Origin of the sequence: Gluconobacter sp. P5H9_a, from assembly GCF_018812085.1 — a bacterium.
GTDB lineage: Bacteria > Pseudomonadota > Alphaproteobacteria > Acetobacterales > Acetobacteraceae > Gluconobacter.
In genome coordinates this window covers 190,541-208,266 of record NZ_JACRVW010000006.1, presented here as the reverse complement: position 1 = coordinate 208,266, position 17,726 = coordinate 190,541, and the positions used below count along the sequence as shown (strand labels likewise).

The window sequence follows — 17,726 nt, the reverse complement described above, 5'->3', positions numbered from 1 at the left end:
GCTTGAGCGAGGTTCTGCATCTGACGCTGGACGGGTTCGAGGGGCCGCTGGATCTGCTCCTTGACCTCGCCCGGTCCCAGAAGGTGGACCTCGCAAAAATCTCCATTCTTCAGCTTGTCGAGCAGTATCTGTCCGTTGTGGAGCAGGCCCGCGTGGAAGCAAGGGCACTGCGGCTTGAACTGGCAGCAGACTGGTTGGTGATGGCGGCTTGGCTCGCCTGGTTGAAGTCCAAACTGCTTCTTCCCGCAGAAAATAACGGGGAAGACGCTGAAGAAGCGGTGGAGCAGCTTCAGGAGCGTCTGTTCGAACTAGAACGTATGCGTGCAGCCGCAGCCTGGCTCATGAAACAACCCAGGCTTGGTATGGATGTGTTCCGTCGCGGTGAAGGGGAAGACCACACCGAGATTGACCGTTCGGGTCTGAGAGTGGACCTGTCAGCGCTGATTACAGCTTATCTCTCTGCCCGCAGACGTACGAACCGCAAACGTGTCTATGCGCCACGCACCCGCCGGTACTGGAGCGTGCAGGATGCCTTAGCCCGTCTGCGCCGCATGCTGGGCACAGATGCCGTGGCGGACTGGCAGACGCTGACGTCCCTTCTGCCCGAACATCTGGGGGAAGGGCTGGAGGCCGGTCCGTATGATCGCAATGCCGCTCTTGCGGGAACGCTACTTGCCGGACTGGAAATGGCTAAGGGTGGTGCGGTGGAACTCCGACAGCCAGAGGCTTTTGCTGAAATTGAATGGCGGGCAGTCTCGTGATGGCTTCCGATATGGAGCGCGCCTGCCTGCTGGTGGAGGCACTTGTTTTTGCCAGCCCTGAGCCGGTGCGCCTTTCCATCATTGCGGACCTTCTAAGTACACAGGGTCTGAAAATCGCGGCTACGGAAGCTCTGGCAGCAGTGGGAGAGCGTTATGCGACCCGTGCTATTGAGCTTGTTGAAGTGGCTGGAGGCTGGCAGTTCCGGACGCGCGCGGAATATGCGTCTGCGCTGACCAAGATCGTGGAGAAACCCCGTCGGCTCAGCCGGGGGGCAATGGAAACGCTGGCAATTATTGCGTATCACCAGCCGTGCACACGGGCAGAAATTGAAGCGATCCGTGGTGTATCCCTGGGGCAGGCTATTCTGGATGCGCTGCTGGAAGATAGTCTGATTGCGCCGAAAGGCCGAAAGGAAGTGCCCGGGCGTCCCGTTCTCTGGGGAACGACACCCATCTTTCTGGAGAGTTTCGGACTGCTCGATATCGGGTCATTGCCGAAGCGTGAAGACTTCCTGCTGGACAGGGCTCCCACTGAAGCAGCACCGGATGCGTCTTCACCCGTAGGCGAGACTGACGGGAAGGGCTAGGATTGTTGCATGTTTGACTTCAGTTTCTCTGAAATTGCCCTTTTTGTCGTCGTGGCAATGGTTTTCATTCGGCCGAAAGATCTGCCGGTTGCCATTCGTACACTCTCGAACGGTATCAAGGCGATGCGCCGGATGGCTGGTGAATTCCAGTCTCATATTGACGATATGGTACGGGAAGCGGACCTGTCTGAAGCGCGGGATCAGTTTCGGGATCTGAAGAACTTCAATCTGCGGGACCGTGTCACTAAGGCGATCGATAGCGATAATTCCATTCGCCGTAGCCTGGACATTGATACCAGCGGCGCAGCAGTGTCGTCCTCCAGTGTCAACGATCTGCCACGGGTCCCGGCTCCTCCACCGATGCCTCCATCGTCTTTTGGCGGTGGTGAGAGCCGCCCCTACAACGCGATGGTGCAGGATCAGGCGGAAGAAGAGCTCAATGATGACATTGTGGACGCGCCATCCATCCTTCCACCCGCAACAGCACGGCGCCTGATGCATGAGCGCCCCCGGTGGCGGGCGCCCGATATTCTACCGCCTGTCCGTGCGCTTCATCATGGCCGGCGCGTTGCCATTTCGAGCGCGGAGAAAGACGCATGACGGACTCCGATACGATCCAGGACACCCCGATGCCGCTGCTCGACCATATTGTCGAGCTTCGACGTCGACTGATCTGGTCCATTGCCACGTTCGTGATCGCCTTTGCGATCTGCTATCATTTTGCAGGCGATATTTACCGGTTTCTGGCGGCTCCTCTTGGCAACATCATGCGCGAGAAGGGTGAGCAGCCACACCTGATCTATACGGCGCTTTATGAGGCGTTCTTCACGTATATTCGTGTGGCGGTGTTTGGCGCGACGTGCCTGTCTTTTCCGATGATTGCCATTCAGGCGTGGATTTTCATCGCGCCTGGCCTGTATCGCAGTGAGAAGAAGGCGTTTGCACCGTTCCTCGTCGCAACGCCCGTCATGTTCACCATTGGCGCCGCGTTGGCCTATTACGTCGTGTTCCCGTTTGCCTGGAAGTTCTTCCTGTCGTTCCAGACATCGGGCAATGGTGGAATGGACATCGAACTTCAAGCCAAGGTGTCTGAATATCTGACGCTCGTAACGAAGATGATCCTCGCATTTGGGATCTGCTTCGAGCTTCCGGTGATCCTGACCTTGCTGGTGCGTGTGGGGCTGATCGGGACGGCGCAGCTCAAGAAATTCCGCCGTTATGCGGTGGTGGCGTCCTTCGCCGTGGCGGCCGTGATTGCCCCGCCAGATGCCATTACCATGCTGAGCCTCGCCATTCCGCTTGTGGCGCTGTACGAGGTATCCATTCTTGTGGCGCGGCTGGTTGAGCCGAAGCCCGTGACTGACGAAGAAGACTGACGGAGCCCTGAACCATGCATGACCTGAAAGCCCTGCGCGCCGATCCGGCCGCATTTGACGCTGCTCTTGAGCGTCGGGGCCTGTCACCGGTGGGGCAGAAAATCGTCTCGGAAGATGAAGAGCGTCGCGCCGCTCTGGCCGCGTTGCAGGAGGCTCAGGCGACCCGCAAAACGCTGGCGAAGGAAATTGGGCAGGGCAAGCGCACTGGCGCCGATACGTCCGCTCTGGAAGCGCAGGCGGTCGAACTGCGTGATCGGATTACGGGTCTGGAAGAGCGTGCGGCCATCATCGAAAAGAACATCGATGATGTTCTGGCGTCCCTGCCTAACCAGCTTGACCCATCTGTTCCTGATGGGAAGAGCGAGGATGAGAACGTCGTCGTTCATTATCGTGGTGAGAAGCGTGAATTCACGTTCGAGCCGAAGCAGCATTTCGAGCTGGGTGAAGCTCTTGGCCTGATGGACTTCCCGACGGCCGCCAAGCTGTCCGGGACACGCTTTGTCGTTCTGCGTGGCGCGCTGGCCCGTCTGGAGCGTGCGCTGGGTCAGTTCATGCTGGATACGCATACGACCGAGTTTGGTTACAGCGAGACCAGTGTTCCGCTTCTGGTGAATGATGCGGCGATGTACGGCACCGACAAGCTGCCGAAGTTTGCTGAGGATTCCTTCCGTACGGAAGATGGTCGCTGGCTGATCCCGACCGCTGAAGTTCCGCTTACGGCCTCTGTAATGGGCGATATTCTGGCCGCCGATGCGCTGCCGATCCGTTTGACGGCACTGTCCCAGTGTTTCCGTTCTGAAGCAGGCTCTGCGGGCCGTGATGTTCGCGGGATGCTGCGCCAGCATCAGTTCACGAAATGCGAACTCGTTTCCATCGTGAAGCCTGAAGACAGCGATGCCGAACATGAGCGCATGACGCAGGCTGCCGAGACCATTCTGGAACGCCTTGGCATCACGTTCCGCCGTATTCTGCTGTGTGCTGGCGATACGGGTTTTGGTGCGGCCAAGACGTTCGATCTGGAAGCGTGGATTCCTGCGCAGCAGGCCTGGCGCGAGATTTCCTCCTGCTCCAACACCCGGGCCTTTCAGGCGCGTCGTATGAAGGCGCGGTATCGGTCCGAGAACGGTCCGGCCTTCGTGAATACGCTGAATGGTTCCGGGCTGGCCGTGGGCCGGACCATGATTGCTGTCATGGAAACTTATCAGAATGAAGATGGCAGCATAACCATTCCTGAAGTGCTGCGTTCCTATATGGGTGGATTAACTCGTATTGGCTGAGGACCGTTTCTAACATGATGACACGCCGTTTCGCTCTTTCCCTTGTGGCAGGAAGCGCCTTTGTGCAGGTGGCAAAGGCTGATCCTCTGGAAACCTTGAGCGGGACGGTGACGTATCGGGAGCGTATGGCGCTTCCGGCCGGGGCTGTTCTGACAGTTCAACTGGAAGATATTTCCCGCGCAGATGCTCCGGCAATTATTCTGGCGGAGAGTCGTCAGGATATTCTTCATCCGGGCCCGATTGCTTACACGTTGCGTTATCCCGTGCTGAAAAGTGGGTTCCGATATGCTTTGCGTGCAGAAATTCGCGTAGGGAATACGCTGCTTTTCACCACTGAAGATTTTCATGGGCCTGATCAGCCGAATATTCTCGTTCGGCGCGTCTATTCAAGTGTAGCGCCATCCCTTTATGGAAGCTGGAGTGTACAGGCTCTGGATGGCAAGCCATTAGAGCAGGCGGTTAGAAAGCCTATATTAACGCTGGATCAAAATGGTCGCGTTTCAGGGTTTGGGGGCTGTAACAGACTGATGGGCCATGCCGTGATTAAGGGCAATGCAATACGGTTTGCGCCTATGGCTATGACCCGAATGGCCTGTATTGGCTCAGGCATGGATGTTGAAAGTCATTTCGTGAAAAATCTGGAGGATGTTCGATCCTGGTCTATTGGGCAGCGGGGAGAACTGTCTCTGAATTCACAGAGTGCAAACGCTATGGTTGTTTTGACTGCAACAGTTATTGATAGTCAAAAATAACAGCAGTTTTAAAAATATTTTTATTTTTGTTGAATCTTAAGTATCTGGCGCTTTAATTCGACCTGTCAGATTATTTTTAACTTCGGGGGCGGATAAAAATTATTTGCAAATTGATGAAGTTTTTCCGATAGCTGCGGGCTTGTTGATACCTTCTCAATCTGAAGAGCGTGCGTTTCAGGTGCTTGAAGGTACGGTGATGCTTGGGATGAAAAAAATGACTCAACCTACGGAAGAAAATGGGCCAGAGCGGGTCTCCCCGGGACTGGAGCTTGGACGCCGTATCCGTCTTCTTCGGGAAATGGTTGGACTGAATCAGCAACAGCTCGCAGATCGGGTCGGAATTTCGCGCTCGGCTGTAGCTTTTTGGGAGACCGGGCGCTCCGGGCATGTCGGTAAGCATCTGGGCGCACTGGCTGAGGCCCTCGGGGTGGATGCTGAAGTGCTCCTGACCGGCATGGCGTACAAGGAAATTCAGGAAACGCTGACACCCGATGAAAGCATGTTCCTCAACCTGTATCGGCAGCTGAGTCCGCTCATCAAATTGCAGGCCCAGAAATGGGTAGAACGGCGCGTCCGACAGGCTGAGGAAGCCGCCGAAGGCTAAGGTACTCCGAAGGGCAGGATGTTTCGTGCCCCTCGGAGCGGTTTTTCAGCTTCGTTTCCGGGGGAAGCCGCCAGGCTTCCCTTTTTTCTTGAAGCCATGCTTCGCCGGGTGCCCTGACTTTCCGGCAAACGGCTTGTCGCCCCGGCCTCTCGGCGTAAACCCGCCGCGCTGCTGTTTCTGGCTTTCGCGCATCCGGCTCTGGGTGCGCAGAACCTGCTCAATCCAGTCATTCAGGATCGACGTGTTGATCTCAGCGTTCTGCTGCGCGGGATAGGCTTCCGGGAAGCGCAATGCGAGCCAGCGCCAGGCGACAAGGCGCTTATGGCGCTTTTCGGCTCGTTCCAGCTCTTCACGGCCTGCCTGCTCTGGATGAGGCAGGCGACCCGTTCCCGGTGGCGGCACAGGGCGGCCAGCAGCGTGATCCGCTGCCCAGCTCACCAGACGCTGAATCCCATTGTCCCGCTCATCAATCGGGCACATGGCGTAGGTCCAGCGGATGGTCAGATCGAGGTTTTCTACGCCCTCCAGGGCTGCTGCAATCTCGAGAGACTGTTCCATGTCCGCCAGACGGTAGTTTGGATCATCCGGACGCAGAACAGCGTGCTTGATGCGTGTCAGAACGCCATAGAGGCTGTCGCTGCCAATTTCTTCAGCAACGGCACGCACGATGTCTGAGTCTGGCTGGACCAGTGGCCGCAGCTCCGTCACGGGTTCCGGAGGGGCTGCCAGCATGTGGCGAACGAAAGTCGGGCTTCCAGATTCTGCAAGAACGCAGACAAGGCCTTCCTCATGCTTGCCATAGCGGCCAGCACGACCACCGATCTGTTTGACCTCCTGCGAGATCAGATCGCGGGTCTGACGCCCATCAAACTTGCGTAGGGCGCTGAAGACAACGCGGCGGATGGAGAGGTTCAATCCCATTCCGATAGCGTCTGTCGCAATCAGAATATCTGCATCGCCATTGTTGAAACGGGCGGCTTCCGCGCGGCGCACTTCCGGGCTGAGGGCGCCATAAACAACGGCCACCCGGCGTCCACGGGCCATAAGCTCGGCCCGCATGTCCAGAACTTCACGCCGTGAGAACGCAATGACGGCATCGCCGACCGTCAATTCGCTGAGATGAACCGTTCCGCCAGCTTTGAGCGGACTTTTTCGTTCGAGATGGATCTCGTCCACCGGATCGTCACAGAGTTCGGCAATCCGTTTGACGAGCGGGATACAATCCGCAGCGCCAAGAATGTACACGTGCCGAGCTGGCACACCCATGATCGCAGCTGTCCATGCTGCACCCCGATCCGGGTCCGCCAGCATCTGGGCCTCATCAATGATAGCGACGTCCACCGGCTTATGGAACGGGCACATTTCGACCGTTGCTGCCAGGTGGCGGGCACCGGGCATTTCAATGCGCTCTTCGCCCGTGGCCAGAGATGCGGGGACGCCACGGGTCAGCAGAGCTTCCCGGAATTCATGCGCCAGGAGACGAAGAGGGGCGAGCGCCAGGCCACTTTCTGCATTAGCGAGCGCATTGAGCGCTGTGTAGGATTTCCCCGAATTGGTCGGGCCCGTAACGAGGGTAATGCGGCGTTTGAGAGAACGCGCCGTGCGGAAATGAGCTGCAAAACGATCCAGCGCTGCAACGCGGGCAATGGCGGCATTGCCGACTTTGGTGCCACGTTCCAGCTTCTCCGGACGATCCGGTGTGCCGCTGCGCCACTCGGGAAGGCGTGCACGAAGCTTCTTCAGTTCGTCTGGATCGAAGAAGAACAGCTCGATGCCGTCATCACGTGTTTCGCGCTTGGCAATGGGAAGACGGTTTTCCGCCACCCATCGCAACGCTTCACGCCGGGAACAATGGAGAATGCCCGGGACTTCTTCAAACCCGGCAAGATTGGCTTCCCACTCTTTCAGGCGTTCGAGCTCACGCTCCCGGCGACGTTCTGCACGAGCCTGAATGTCAGCCTGTTCGCGGGCACGGCGCTCTTCCGCCAGGCGGAGATCGTCTTCGAAGCCGAGGTCAACGCTTCCGAATGCGCTCGCAATACTGCGGGAAAGCTTTTCAAGCTGGCCGCCAGACAGGATCAGTCCGGCATCTGCAAGATCGGCACGAACCTCTTCGAGAACGCTGCGTGGCGAGTCTCCCAGATCCTGCCAGCGTGAGACCAGCACATCCTCTAGCGTAAGGCGCAGAGCCGCGATGTCGGCACGGGGGTCGTGCGTGCGTGCGGCAGCTTCCTGTGTGTCTGCCTTCGTGACCCAGATTTCACCAGCACGGCGGGCCACGTTCATGAGCTGGGACGCCCATGTCTTACGCCGTACGACGCACAGCGCGTCGATCAAGGCCTCGTGGGGGAGGGTCGCCTCATTGCCTTCAAGCCGCCGGGCGACCTGTCGGAGCAGGGCTGGCCGCTCACGAGGGGTAATATCCAGAGGTGTCCCGAAATCGGCTACAGCCTGGTTCAGGGCACGTTCGGCGGGAGAGAGGGGGGCGTCGCTCACGGAGTCGTCTGTCATGAAAAGACTTTTGCGTCATTCGGCTAGCAGGTTCAACGCGCATGGGTTTTCCGAAACGTGATGATTGCGCTAAAAGGTCCGGCTCTTATCAGGTCCGAGACCTGTTATCCGTGCCACACCGGAGACAGAAACCGATATGTCCACCCCGAGTTTTGCCGCCCCGACTCCTGAGATCGACGAACCCATTACGGGCCTGACGCCGTATGAAGGCCATCCGAAACAGTATCGTCTGGCTGAACCCAGCAAGGAATACGCTCATCTGTATCCTGCAAAGGTTCTGACCGTTCATCATTGGACGGACCGTCTTTTCAGCTTCACCACAACGCGTGATCCGGGCCTGCGGTTCGAGAACGGCCAGTTCGCGATGATTGGCATTGAGGTCGAGGGCAAGCCGCTTCTGCGCGCCTACTCTATCGCATCGGCCAATTACGAAGACCACATGGAGTTCCTCTCCATCGCCGTGCCGGAGGGGCCGCTGACGTCCCGTCTGCGTCATGTGAAAGTGGGCGATACGGTTCTGATCGGTCGCAAGCCGGTGGGGACACTGCTTCTTGATAACCTGAAGCCAGGTCGTAACCTGTACTTCCTGTCCACAGGCACAGGCCTGGCGCCGTTCATGAGCCTCATCAAGGACCCGGACGCTTACGAGCGTTACGAGAACGTGATCCTCAGCCACACAGTCCGTATTTCGGGCGAACTGGCTTACGAGAACCACATCCGCCACGAACTGCCGGAGCATGAGTTTCTGGGTGAGTTCGTTGCCGACAAGCTGAAGTACTATCCGGCTGTGACGCGTGAAGACTATGCCGTCACGGATCGCATTACGAAGCTGATCGAAAGTGGCAAGATCTTCGAGGATCTGGGCATCGACAAGCTCGACCCTGAGCATGATCGCGTCATGATCTGTGGTTCGCCGGAAATGCTGGCAGATACGGAAGCGCTTCTGGAGCGTATGGGCTTTGAGGAAGGCAACATGAGCCGTCAGGGTTCTTACGTTGTCGAAAAGGCGTTCGCAGAGCGCTGAGACCACAGGCACGGAAGGCCGGGATTTATGCAGGAATTCGATCTTTTCGTCATCGGAGCCGGATCGGGCGGGGTACGCTGTGCGCGTATTGCTGCCCAGAACGGCGCGCGCGTCGCGATTGCGGAGCGTCGTCACTGGGGCGGAACCTGCGTTAATCTCGGCTGCGTGCCGAAAAAGCTGATGGTTTATGCGGCGGAGTATGGCCGCGAGATCGACGATGCCCGCGCCTATGGCTGGGACGTGACGCCGGGACCGCATGACTGGCGCACGCTGATTGATGCCAAGGACCGCGAGATCGAGCGCCTGAATGGCATTTACGTCTCAATGCTGAAGAAAGCTGGCGTTGAGCTTTTCACGGGCGATGCGCGCTTTGTGGATGCGAACACGGTTGAAATCGGCCCGTCCCAGCTTGCTCCGGATGCTGCGGTTCAGACCGTTCGCGCAAAGAACATCGTCATTGCGACGGGTGGTGCACCGACGCGCCTTAATATTCCCGGTGCGGAGCACGCGATTGTTTCGGATGATGCGTTTCATCTGGAGAACCGGCCCGAGCGCGTTGCCATTATTGGCAGCGGCTATATCGGAATTGAATTCGCAGGAATTTTTGCGGGCCTCGGCTCGCAGGTGGACTTCGTTTATCGACAGGATCTGCCGCTGCGTGGGTTTGACGAGGAACTGCGTCGCCATATGGCAGAGTTGGTGCCCTTGAATGGCATCACGTCTCATCCGGGCAGCACACCGGAGCGGATTGAGAAGACTTCTGAAGGGTATCGTCTTCACCTAAGGGGTGGAAAGGTCATCGAAACCGACTGCGTCTTCATGGCGACAGGACGCCATCCAAACCTGACATCCCTGCGGCTGGATCTGGCCGGGGTTAAGGCTACAGACGGTCGCATTGTCACGCGCATTGAAGATGCAAAGACGAACGTTCCGGGCATTTATGCCATTGGGGACGTGACCGATACCTATAACCTTACGCCGACAGCTATCGCCGAGGGTCATCTTCTGGCGGAGCGTCTGTTCGGTGAGACGGGGCGTGAGTGGTCTTTTGCCACGACACCCAAAGCCGTGTTCTTCAGCCAGCCGCTCGCTTCGGTGGGTTTCACCGAAGAAGAGGCTGCCGAACACCACACACTTGATATCTACACCTCGTCCTTCACGCCGATGCGCCAGTCGCTGTCTGGTCGTAAGGGCAAGGCATTCATGAAGCTGGTTGTGGATTCAAAAAGTCAGGTCGTGCTTGGTGCCCACATGATCGGACCGGATTCACCAGAGATCATTCAGGGGCTGGCCATTGCCGTCACAGCAGGTCTGACCAAGCGAGATCTTGACCGCACGATCGGCCTTCACCCTACAAGTGCGGAGGAGTTCGTAACCATGCGGACGCCAACGCGCCATGTTCCTCCTTCCTCCGACAAGCAGAACTGATACTCCGATGGCTCATGACGATCCTTTGTTGCCCCTGAAGATCATGAGCCATTACACAGCAGGGCAGGTGCAGGCGTGAAGCTCGGCTGGCTGTTTGCGCCGTCCATCACGTCCGTGATGTTCGCCCTGCGCACGACGATCGCCTCCCTGCTGGCTCTAGCCATTGCGTTGTGGATGGAGCTTGGTGAGCCACAATGGGCCGCCATGACGGTCTGGATTGTGGCCCAGAACTCCCGCGGAGAAAGTATTTCCAAGGGTCGGTGGCGTCTTGTCGGCACGGTCGTTGGCATGGTTGCCGCCATCGCCCTGATGGGAATGTTCCCGCAATACCCTTGGCTATTTCTTCCCGCTTTGGCGATCTGGGTCGGGCTTTGCGCCGGGTTTGCCACCCTGACGCATAACTTCCGAGGCTATGCACTCGTTCTTGCCGGTTATACCTGCACCATCATTGCCCTTGGCGCCGTCAAGGAGCCGGACAATGTGTTCAATATCGCCATGGCGCGCGGAACATACATTTTTCTGGGCGTGATCTGCGAGACGGTCATGGGAATGGTGTTCGTTCCCAATGTGGCAGACCGCGCCCGGGAAGAACTGCGAAAGCGGTTACAGGCTATTCTCACAAAAGCCAGTGGTGCCCTGACGGATGTTCTGAACCAGAAAGCCAACGCCACAGATACGCTCTGTGCCCTCATGGGATCGCTTCAGGCATCAAGCGATCAGATCGAGTTCTCCCGGATCGAAATTCGCAGTCAGGGCAACGAGGTCGAACATGCCTATGTGACGCTGGGCCTCGTGGCGCGTGTTCTGTCGCGCGGACTAGGGCTCAAGACGCGTATGACGTCTGTGTCTCATATTCCGGAAGCACTTCTTCCGTTTCTTCACGACATGGGGGTTGCCCTTGAAGGGCTGCCAGCACGTCTGGAAAGCGATCGTCGCGGCATTGCAGCTCTTGTTCAGACAGAAGCCTTACTTGCTGAATGTCGAGGCCGAATGCAGGCAGTTTTGCCACGCGACGATGAAGATTCCCTGAATGAAGGCATTATTCTGACCGGCGTGGAGGTCATGATTTCGGACCTCTGTGAAACACTGCGTTCCTATCGCGCCAGCGTAGATGGTGCCCCGATTTCCGAACGTCATCGCCTGACCCGGAATACGGACTGGCGAGCGGCTGCCCGAAACGGGGTGCGGACCATGGCTGCGCTTCTTTTCGGGGCGTATGTCTGGGAAGTGACGGCCTGGCCGCAGGGAAGCGTCTTCCTGACCTTCATTGCGGTGGTCTGTGCCCGCTTTGCAACTTTTGAAAATACCGTCCTGCTCAGCGCGGCGTTCTTCTACGGAGCCGTTTTCGCGGCACTCGCCAGTGTCATTCCCGTCTTTGTCGTGATGCCGGTCACAGCCAGCTATGCGTTTTTCTGTCTGACAGTGGGCTTCTTCATGATGCTCGGCGGTCTTGCGACCCGGAACCCGGGCACGGCAGTGATGGCGGCGTCTTACGGCACGTTCTTTCCTTTCCTGCTCGGCATGGACAATCAGGGGCGTATGGATGAGTTGTCATGGCTCAATACGACCATTGCGCTGCTGCTCGGTCTCGGGGCCGGTGTGGTCATCTTCCGTGCGGTTCTGCCATTTACGCCGCGTCGGGCCGCGGAAGTTCTTCGCTATCAGCTTAAGCGCAGTCTGCGGCGACTGGCGTTACCGGGTGTTGTGATGGACGAATATGTCTGGATCAATGATGGCACGCAGAGCATGGAACGTGCGGTTCGCTTCGCTGGCTCTCTGGAGAGTGATCGGGCGGAGGAAATGCTACGTGGCACTCTCTCGGTCATGACAGTGGGGCGTAACGTGCTGATGCTGCGCAAGCTGGCTCAGCATGGCAGTCTGCCGGAGACCGCTGTGGCAGCGGTGGATGGTCTGATCCGAAATCTCTTGCGTCGGAAATTACCGCTTACCCATACAGCCGCAACAATTGAGCCCACGTTGACAGAGCTTTATGCCCTTGAGCGGGCGTCTCAGGACCCGTCCATTCGCCATGATCTGGTTCTGGCGATTGGTTCCCTGCTGATCGTGCAGTCAGAACTGCCGACCAGCAGGGCATTTCTCAGGGCAACGACCTGAGCCGGGAGGTCAGGACGCCAGGAATTCCAGCAGGTCTGCATTGACCTGCTCGGCATGGGTCAGGAACAGCCCATGTGGCGCCCCGTCATATTCACGGAAAATCGATCCCGGGATCATATCGGCAGCCCGGCGTCCGGCGATATCGGCCGGGACTGCCGAGTCAGCCGTTCCATGGATGATGAGCGTCGGAATGGTGAAGGACTGAAGGTCCCCGCGGAAATCCGTTTTTCCCCAGGCATCCACACAATCGAGCGTCGCCATTGGGCTCGCCATGCTTGCCAGCGTGAAGGACCAGTCGAGCACGCCTTCACTGACCGGATGGTGCAGCATCGTTGTGCCATAAAAACCTGGAAGGAAGCTCTTCAGGAAGCCAAAACGATCCTGTCGGATTTCCTGCTTGATACCGTCAAAGACGGAGATATCCACCCCATCAGGATTATCGGCGGTCTTCAGCAGGAACGGAACGATGGATGCCAAAAGGACGGCCTTGGAAATTCTGGCTCGGCCATGGCGTGTCAGATAGCGGGCCACTTCGCCGCCGCCCATTGAGAAGCCAACGAGAGTTGCGTCCCATAGATCAAGCTGTTCCAGAATGACGGCAAGATCATCAGCCAGAACGTCATAATTGTAGCAGTTGATGGGGTGGCCTGAGAGACCAAAGCCGCGACGGTCATAGGTAATGACGCGGTAGCCGGCTTCGACAAGAGCGAGGGTCTGTTTTTCCCACATGTCGCCGGTCAGTGGCCAGCCGTGGATCAGAACAACCGGGCGTCCAACGCCCATATCCTTCACATGAAGGCTCGTTCCGTCAGTAGCAGTAATATACGGCATGGAGTCTGCTCCTCATACGATCTGGCTGGATGATACCAGCCGCATCCTGAAGAGCAGAACCCCGGCGCTGAAGATTGGTTTCGTTTTACCAGCCGTTGCCGCGTGGAGCCACATAGCCGTTGCCGGTGGCATCACCGAGCTGGCCAGACTGGGTGTTGTTGCTACCCTGATAGGCCGACCCGAATTTGGAAAGATTAGCCCCCGTTACGCTATCGCGCTCCACACCGGCTTCATGATCCGGATCTGGCCCGTGCTCGAATTCCGTGCTCGGGGCATCCTGGTAACCAGGCGGGAGGGACCGATGACCGCGGGCACGGAAATGCTCGCCACCATTGGCTTTCTGTTCGGCGCCAGGCACCTGGGACTGAGTGGTGTTCTGCGAGGGCGCTGCATCATAAGGCTGGCCGAAAGTGGCAGTCTGCGCCTGAGCCACCCCTCCCAGTAGAGCAGTTGCCAGCAGGGCGTGGCAGAAAAAGCGGGAAGAGGGCAGCATGGGATCTGGTCCTGAGCCAATTCATGGAAATCAACGGCCCCATCACCATATGGAAAGCAGAACCGCATATTTTTTTATAATTGGTCCGCTTGGGCTGAGGTTCAAGAGTTCTTTTCATCTCGAATTATCGGAGCAGGAGGAAGACGTGGAGGATCTCTTTGCTGGAATGCGGGGCCGTACGGACCTTGGAAGCGGTGCGGTCTGGCTCCCTAGCTTTGCCGACTCCGTTGCAGAAAAGCTGTTGCAGCATGTCCATCTCCTCTCTCACGCTTCCCCTTTCCGCTTCATGATGACGCCGGGTGGTCGGCCTATGTCCGTCGCCATGACCAGTTGTGGAGCCTGTGGGTGGTACACGGACAAGCGCGGATATCGGTATGTTCGGCAAGACCCGTCGACTGGTCATCCATGGCCGGAGATGCCGGATATATTTCGTCACATCGCTGTAGCCGCAGCAGTTGAGGCAGGGTTTCCAGATTTTTCTCCCACGTCCTGTCTGGTGAACCGCTATGAGCCGGGCGCGAAGATGGGGCTCCATCAGGATCGGGATGAAGACGACCTGGCATCTCCGATTGTGTCTGTTTCTCTGGGCGTTCCAGCCCGATTTGCTTTTGGCGGTATGCTAAAGACAGACCCGCTCAGGCGCTTTGATCTGAGGCATGGAGATGTCGTGGTCTGGGGTGGGGCTTCCCGGCTGGCGTGGCATGGCGTTTCCCCTGTGCGTGAAACATTCCATCAGCAGACAGGTGCCATGCGTTACAATCTAACTTTTCGCGCTATCAACCCGGCGCTTTTTCAGCCATAAACAGCGCCCCGCAATTTTGTTCACTTCCCGACCCCCGGAGGGCATTCAATGCACCCCTCGACCAAGACCCAGACGTCCACCAACACGATGTCATGGTCTCCTGCAAGCTGGCGTTCCCGTCCGATCGTCCAGGCCCCGTCTTATGAAGACGAAGCTGCGCTTGCTGCTGTCGAGGCTCGTCTGCATCGATATCCCCCGCTGGTTTTTGCGGGTGAAGCCCGCCGTCTGAAGACACGTCTGGCCGCAGCATCCCGCGGTGAAGCCTTTGTGCTTCAGGGTGGGGCCTGTGCGGAAAGCTTCGATGAATTTACGGCTGATATCGTCCGCGACACCTTCCGCGTGTTGCTTCAGATGGCTGTGGTTCTGACATTCGCCGCCAAGGTGCCTGTCGTGAAGATTGGCCGTATGGCGGGTCAGTATGCCAAGCCGCGCTCGTCCAATACGGAAACGATCGATGGTGTGACGCTGCCGTGTTACCGCGGTGACATCATCAATGGTCCAGAATTTACGGCGGCTTCCCGTATTCCTGATCCTGCCCGCATGGAAACGGGGTATTTCCAGTCCGCTGGCGTTATGAATCTCCTGCGTGCGTTTGCAAACGGCGGCTATGCAAACCTGCATCAGGTCCATAGCTGGAACCTCGGCTTTGTGGAGCGCTCACCGCTCGCAGCGCGCTATCAGGATCTGGCGCATCGTATTGATGAAACGCTGTCATTCATGCGCGCCTGCGGTTTCGACAGTGCCGCATCCCAGATTGATGAGACGGAATTCTACACCTCTCACGAGGCGCTGCTCCTGCCATATGAGCAGGCCCTGACGCGGATCGACAGCACCAGTGGTGACTACTACGACTGCTCGGCGCATTTCCTGTGGATCGGGGATCGCACCCGTCAGCCGGATGGCGCGCATGTCGAGTTCCTGCGTGGCGTTCAGAACCCGATCGGCATCAAGGTTGGTCCGACAACCACAGTTGAGGATCTGGAGAAGCTGCTCGAAATCCTGAACCCGAACGATGAAGCCGGCCGAATCACGCTGATTTCGCGCATGGGCAAGGATAAGGTTCGCGAGCATCTCCCGCCGCTGCTCGATGCCGTCATCAAGACGGGTCGTACGGTCACATGGCTCTGCGACCCGATGCATGGCAACACCACCACGACATCCAGCAAGGTCAAGACGCGTTCGTTCGAGAGCATTCTGGGTGAAGTGCTTGGTTTCTTCGATGTGTTTGAAGCCGCAGGCCGTCGTCCGGGTGGTATCCACCTTGAAATGACAGGTCAGGATGTGACCGAATGCATTGGTGGTGCCCAGTGTCTGACGGAAGCTGATCTGGGTGATCGGTATGAAACATTCTGTGATCCGCGCCTTAATGCGGAACAGTCGCTTGAAATGGCGTTTCTACTTGCGCATGAACTGACAGGCCGACGAGCAGGAAAGCAGGAATGAATTCTTCCGTTTCTCAAAGCGCATTAGAACGGTCCAGCGGTGCCATTGGCCCGCTGGATCAAAAAACAATTGAATCCAGGACAGACGCCTACTTCGGGCGAACCCGAAAAATCGTCGAACATTTTGGTGACGCGAAAGTCACCTATGCGGTTTTTATCCGCCGCCCGGTCATTGCGGCCTGTGGCATAGCAGTGACCTGGCTGCGGAATGTGGCCAAGGCCCAGAATTTCGATCTCCATATCCGCGAAGTTTATGAAGAAGGGCAGTGGGTCGGCGCGGGTGAACCGCTTCTGTATCTGACTGGCCCGTTCACAAAACTGGCTCCTCTGGAAACTCTCGTCCTTCAACGCCTGGGCGCTGCTTGCGTGGCTGCCCACAATGCTTACCAGATGGCCATGGCATTACCGGAAGTCCCGTTTCTGGCGATGGAAGCGCGCCATTGCGCGGGCTACGAGATGCAGGAACAAATGGGCTATGCGGCAGCCGTCGGCTCCCGTGCCGCCCAAAGGGAAGGGGCGCGTGGTTTCATTGGTAATGCCAACGACGCAACGGCAGGCTTCTTTGGGCAGGAGCATGGCCTTGGGACGATGCCGCACGCCTTGATCGGTTATGCCGGTTCAACGCTCCGGGCGGCCGAGATGTATGCTGAGGTGTACCCGAATGACCCCCTGACCATTCTGGTAGACTATTTCGGGCAGGAAGTGACGGATGCGCTGGAAGTGTGTCGACGTTTCCCGGAAAAAGCTGCTGCCGGGCAGTTGAGTGTCCGCCTCGATACGCATGGTGGGCGCTTTCTGGAAGGGTTGGACCCACAGTCGTCTTACGCCGTGCTGGAACGCTACACGCCGGGCACGATCCGTCGTTACCGCTCTGACGCAGAACTGCGGGATCTGGTTGGCACGGGTGTTTCGGCTGCTGCAATCTGGCGGATGCGCGAAGCTCTGAACGAGGCCGGTTTTCCGAAGGTGAAAATCACGGTGTCGTCAGGGTTCAATGTGTCCAAGTGCACGAGCATGCGGGATGCTCATGCGCCGATTGATGTTGTCGGCAGTGGCTCTTTTATTCCGGATCGTTGGTCCGAAACCTATGCAACGGCAGACATCGTGGCCTATGACGGCACGCTTCGCGTCAAGGTTGGGCGTGAATTTCTGCTGAACAAGGCAAAAGCCGAACAGGAGGTCTCATGAGTGACGAACCCGAAAACCCCGGAACAGAAACCGCCGGGCAGGGCCAGTCCTGGAGTGTCAGGATCATCGATCTCTCCGGTGCATCCGAAGATGACACTGTAGAAGTTGTAAAAGACTTCATGGACCTGATGCACGCCAATGCTTATGCCCGCGCCTATGTGCGAGACAGTATTGAGCGCTGCCGTGTTTCCGGTGCGACAAGTCGTGAAGTGCTGGAAAGCTGGATGGCTTTTGGTGAGAACGCGGAAGTTGTTGATGCGGGAGATGATGGCTGGAAGTCGTCCACGGAACTGGATGACTTTGTTGCCAATCGGGCGACACCCATGGAGCGCGACTGGCGCGCTATTGATCCGCGTCGTCTCGTGGATGACGACGAGATTGCTGGTCCTCCAGACGATGACGAAGATGATGAAGGTGATGACGAGAACACTCACGAAGTCATCCGTCACTGAACATTGTTGCCTCAGCATGGTTCTTGGCATGCTGAGGCGATAGCCCCGCCGCAGAAGGCGGGTCACAAAATATCCACATGACT

General features: G+C 57.7%; 17 protein-coding genes. 14 read left to right on the top strand and 3 right to left on the bottom strand.

Annotated features, from left to right (window positions below):
- The first annotated feature begins 2 nt into the window (after positions 1-2).
- The 7 genes from KP708_RS08785 to KP708_RS08755 all read left to right on the top strand — a co-directional run bounded on the left by KP708_RS08785 (position 3) and on the right by KP708_RS08755 (position 5,357).
- Positions 3-761, top strand: coding sequence for a ScpA family protein (locus tag KP708_RS08785; protein WP_086634581.1), 759 nt, complete (start codon positions 3-5; stop codon positions 759-761).
- Positions 743-1,348, top strand: a complete 606-nt coding sequence (gene scpB, locus KP708_RS08780) for an SMC-Scp complex subunit ScpB (RefSeq protein WP_215748909.1) — start codon at positions 743-745, stop codon at positions 1,346-1,348. Before KP708_RS08785 ends, scpB begins: the two co-directional genes overlap by 19 nt.
- Before the next feature lie 9 nt (positions 1,349-1,357).
- Positions 1,358-1,948 (top strand): Sec-independent protein translocase protein TatB, encoded by a 591-nt coding sequence (tatB, locus tag KP708_RS08775; RefSeq protein ID WP_086634579.1) that lies wholly within the window; start codon positions 1,358-1,360, stop codon positions 1,946-1,948.
- Complete coding sequence (gene tatC, locus KP708_RS08770) at positions 1,945-2,724, top strand: twin-arginine translocase subunit TatC (RefSeq protein WP_215748908.1); 780 nt, start codon at positions 1,945-1,947, stop codon at positions 2,722-2,724. The genes tatB and tatC overlap by 4 nt, the downstream gene beginning before the upstream one ends.
- A gap of 14 nt (positions 2,725-2,738) precedes the next feature.
- Entirely contained in the window at positions 2,739-4,001 is a 1,263-nt protein-coding gene (serS, locus tag KP708_RS08765) for a serine--tRNA ligase (RefSeq protein ID WP_215748907.1), read from the top strand.
- A gap of 14 nt (positions 4,002-4,015) precedes the next feature.
- Positions 4,016-4,753, top strand: a complete 738-nt coding sequence (locus KP708_RS08760; protein WP_215748906.1) for an META domain-containing protein — start codon at positions 4,016-4,018, stop codon at positions 4,751-4,753.
- Between the two features lie 214 nt (positions 4,754-4,967).
- Positions 4,968-5,357, top strand: coding sequence for a helix-turn-helix domain-containing protein (locus KP708_RS08755; RefSeq protein WP_237389836.1), 390 nt, complete (start codon positions 4,968-4,970; stop codon positions 5,355-5,357).
- 45 nt (positions 5,358-5,402) lie between these two features.
- Here KP708_RS08755 and KP708_RS08750 read toward each other — a convergent pair whose 3' ends face one another.
- The gene (locus tag KP708_RS08750) at positions 5,403-7,868 is read right to left on the bottom strand and encodes a helicase-related protein (protein ID WP_215748905.1); all 2,466 of its coding nucleotides are present in this window, start codon (positions 7,866-7,868) and stop codon (positions 5,403-5,405) included.
- A 136-nt stretch (positions 7,869-8,004) separates the two neighbouring features.
- On the opposite strand from KP708_RS08750, the gene KP708_RS08745 reads away from it, so the two are divergent.
- The 3 genes from KP708_RS08745 (at position 8,005) to KP708_RS08735 (ending at position 12,435) form a co-directional block, all read left to right on the top strand.
- The gene (locus KP708_RS08745; RefSeq protein ID WP_202206541.1) at positions 8,005-8,892 is read left to right on the top strand and encodes a ferredoxin--NADP reductase; all 888 of its coding nucleotides are present in this window, start codon (positions 8,005-8,007) and stop codon (positions 8,890-8,892) included.
- Between the two features lie 27 nt (positions 8,893-8,919).
- A complete protein-coding gene (gene gorA, locus KP708_RS08740) occupies positions 8,920-10,320 on the top strand; it encodes a glutathione-disulfide reductase (protein ID WP_215748904.1) in 1,401 nt (466 codons plus the stop codon).
- Between the two features lie 75 nt (positions 10,321-10,395).
- Positions 10,396-12,435 carry an FUSC family protein gene (locus KP708_RS08735; protein WP_215748903.1) on the top strand — a complete coding sequence of 680 codons (2,040 nt, stop codon included), beginning with the start codon at positions 10,396-10,398 and terminating at the stop codon, positions 12,433-12,435.
- 9 nt (positions 12,436-12,444) lie between these two features.
- Here the strand turns inward: KP708_RS08735 and KP708_RS08730 are convergent, their stop codons facing one another.
- Complete coding sequence (locus KP708_RS08730) at positions 12,445-13,266, bottom strand: alpha/beta fold hydrolase (RefSeq protein WP_202206544.1); 822 nt, start codon at positions 13,264-13,266, stop codon at positions 12,445-12,447.
- 85 nt (positions 13,267-13,351) lie between these two features.
- The gene (locus KP708_RS08725) at positions 13,352-13,759 is read right to left on the bottom strand and encodes a hypothetical protein (RefSeq protein WP_215748902.1); all 408 of its coding nucleotides are present in this window, start codon (positions 13,757-13,759) and stop codon (positions 13,352-13,354) included.
- Between the two features lie 145 nt (positions 13,760-13,904).
- Here KP708_RS08725 and alkB point away from each other — a divergent pair, with 145 nt between their 5' ends.
- The 4 genes from alkB to KP708_RS08705 are packed head-to-tail and all read left to right on the top strand — an operon-like array spanning position 13,905 to position 17,643.
- On the top strand, positions 13,905-14,561 hold the full coding sequence (gene alkB / locus KP708_RS08720) for a DNA oxidative demethylase AlkB (protein ID WP_215748901.1): 657 nt from the start codon (positions 13,905-13,907) through the stop codon (positions 14,559-14,561).
- Positions 14,562-14,609: 48 nt separating this feature from the next.
- Positions 14,610-16,004, top strand: a complete 1,395-nt coding sequence (locus KP708_RS08715; protein ID WP_202206547.1) for a class II 3-deoxy-7-phosphoheptulonate synthase — start codon at positions 14,610-14,612, stop codon at positions 16,002-16,004.
- A complete protein-coding gene (locus KP708_RS08710; protein ID WP_215748900.1) occupies positions 16,001-17,191 on the top strand; it encodes a nicotinate phosphoribosyltransferase in 1,191 nt (396 codons plus the stop codon). The genes KP708_RS08715 and KP708_RS08710 overlap by 4 nt, the downstream gene beginning before the upstream one ends.
- On the top strand, positions 17,188-17,643 hold the full coding sequence (locus KP708_RS08705; protein ID WP_215748899.1) for a hypothetical protein: 456 nt from the start codon (positions 17,188-17,190) through the stop codon (positions 17,641-17,643). Before KP708_RS08710 ends, KP708_RS08705 begins: the two co-directional genes overlap by 4 nt.
- The last annotated feature ends 83 nt before the right edge of the window (positions 17,644-17,726 follow it).

Excerpts from the sequence above, each read along its gene's own strand:
- scpB (WP_215748909.1), top strand. The coding sequence starts at position 743 with ATGGCGGGCAGTCTCGTGATGGCTTCCGATATGGAGCGCGCCTGCCTG.
- tatB (WP_086634579.1), top strand. The coding sequence starts at position 1,358 with ATGTTTGACTTCAGTTTCTCTGAAATTGCCCTTTTTGTCGTCGTGGCA.
- tatC (WP_215748908.1), top strand. The coding sequence starts at position 1,945 with ATGACGGACTCCGATACGATCCAGGACACCCCGATGCCGCTGCTCGAC.
- serS (WP_215748907.1), top strand. The coding sequence starts at position 2,739 with ATGCATGACCTGAAAGCCCTGCGCGCCGATCCGGCCGCATTTGACGCT.
- KP708_RS08760 (WP_215748906.1), top strand. The coding sequence starts at position 4,016 with ATGATGACACGCCGTTTCGCTCTTTCCCTTGTGGCAGGAAGCGCCTTT.
- KP708_RS08755 (WP_237389836.1), top strand. The coding sequence starts at position 4,968 with ATGACTCAACCTACGGAAGAAAATGGGCCAGAGCGGGTCTCCCCGGGA.
- KP708_RS08750 (WP_215748905.1), bottom strand. The coding sequence starts at position 7,868 with ATGACAGACGACTCCGTGAGCGACGCCCCCCTCTCTCCCGCCGAACGT.
- KP708_RS08745 (WP_202206541.1), top strand. The coding sequence starts at position 8,005 with ATGTCCACCCCGAGTTTTGCCGCCCCGACTCCTGAGATCGACGAACCC.
- gorA (WP_215748904.1), top strand. The coding sequence starts at position 8,920 with ATGCAGGAATTCGATCTTTTCGTCATCGGAGCCGGATCGGGCGGGGTA.
- KP708_RS08730 (WP_202206544.1), bottom strand. The coding sequence starts at position 13,266 with ATGCCGTATATTACTGCTACTGACGGAACGAGCCTTCATGTGAAGGAT.
- KP708_RS08725 (WP_215748902.1), bottom strand. The coding sequence starts at position 13,759 with ATGCTGCCCTCTTCCCGCTTTTTCTGCCACGCCCTGCTGGCAACTGCT.
- KP708_RS08715 (WP_202206547.1), top strand. The coding sequence starts at position 14,610 with ATGCACCCCTCGACCAAGACCCAGACGTCCACCAACACGATGTCATGG.
- KP708_RS08710 (WP_215748900.1), top strand. The coding sequence starts at position 16,001 with ATGAATTCTTCCGTTTCTCAAAGCGCATTAGAACGGTCCAGCGGTGCC.
- KP708_RS08705 (WP_215748899.1), top strand. The coding sequence starts at position 17,188 with ATGAGTGACGAACCCGAAAACCCCGGAACAGAAACCGCCGGGCAGGGC.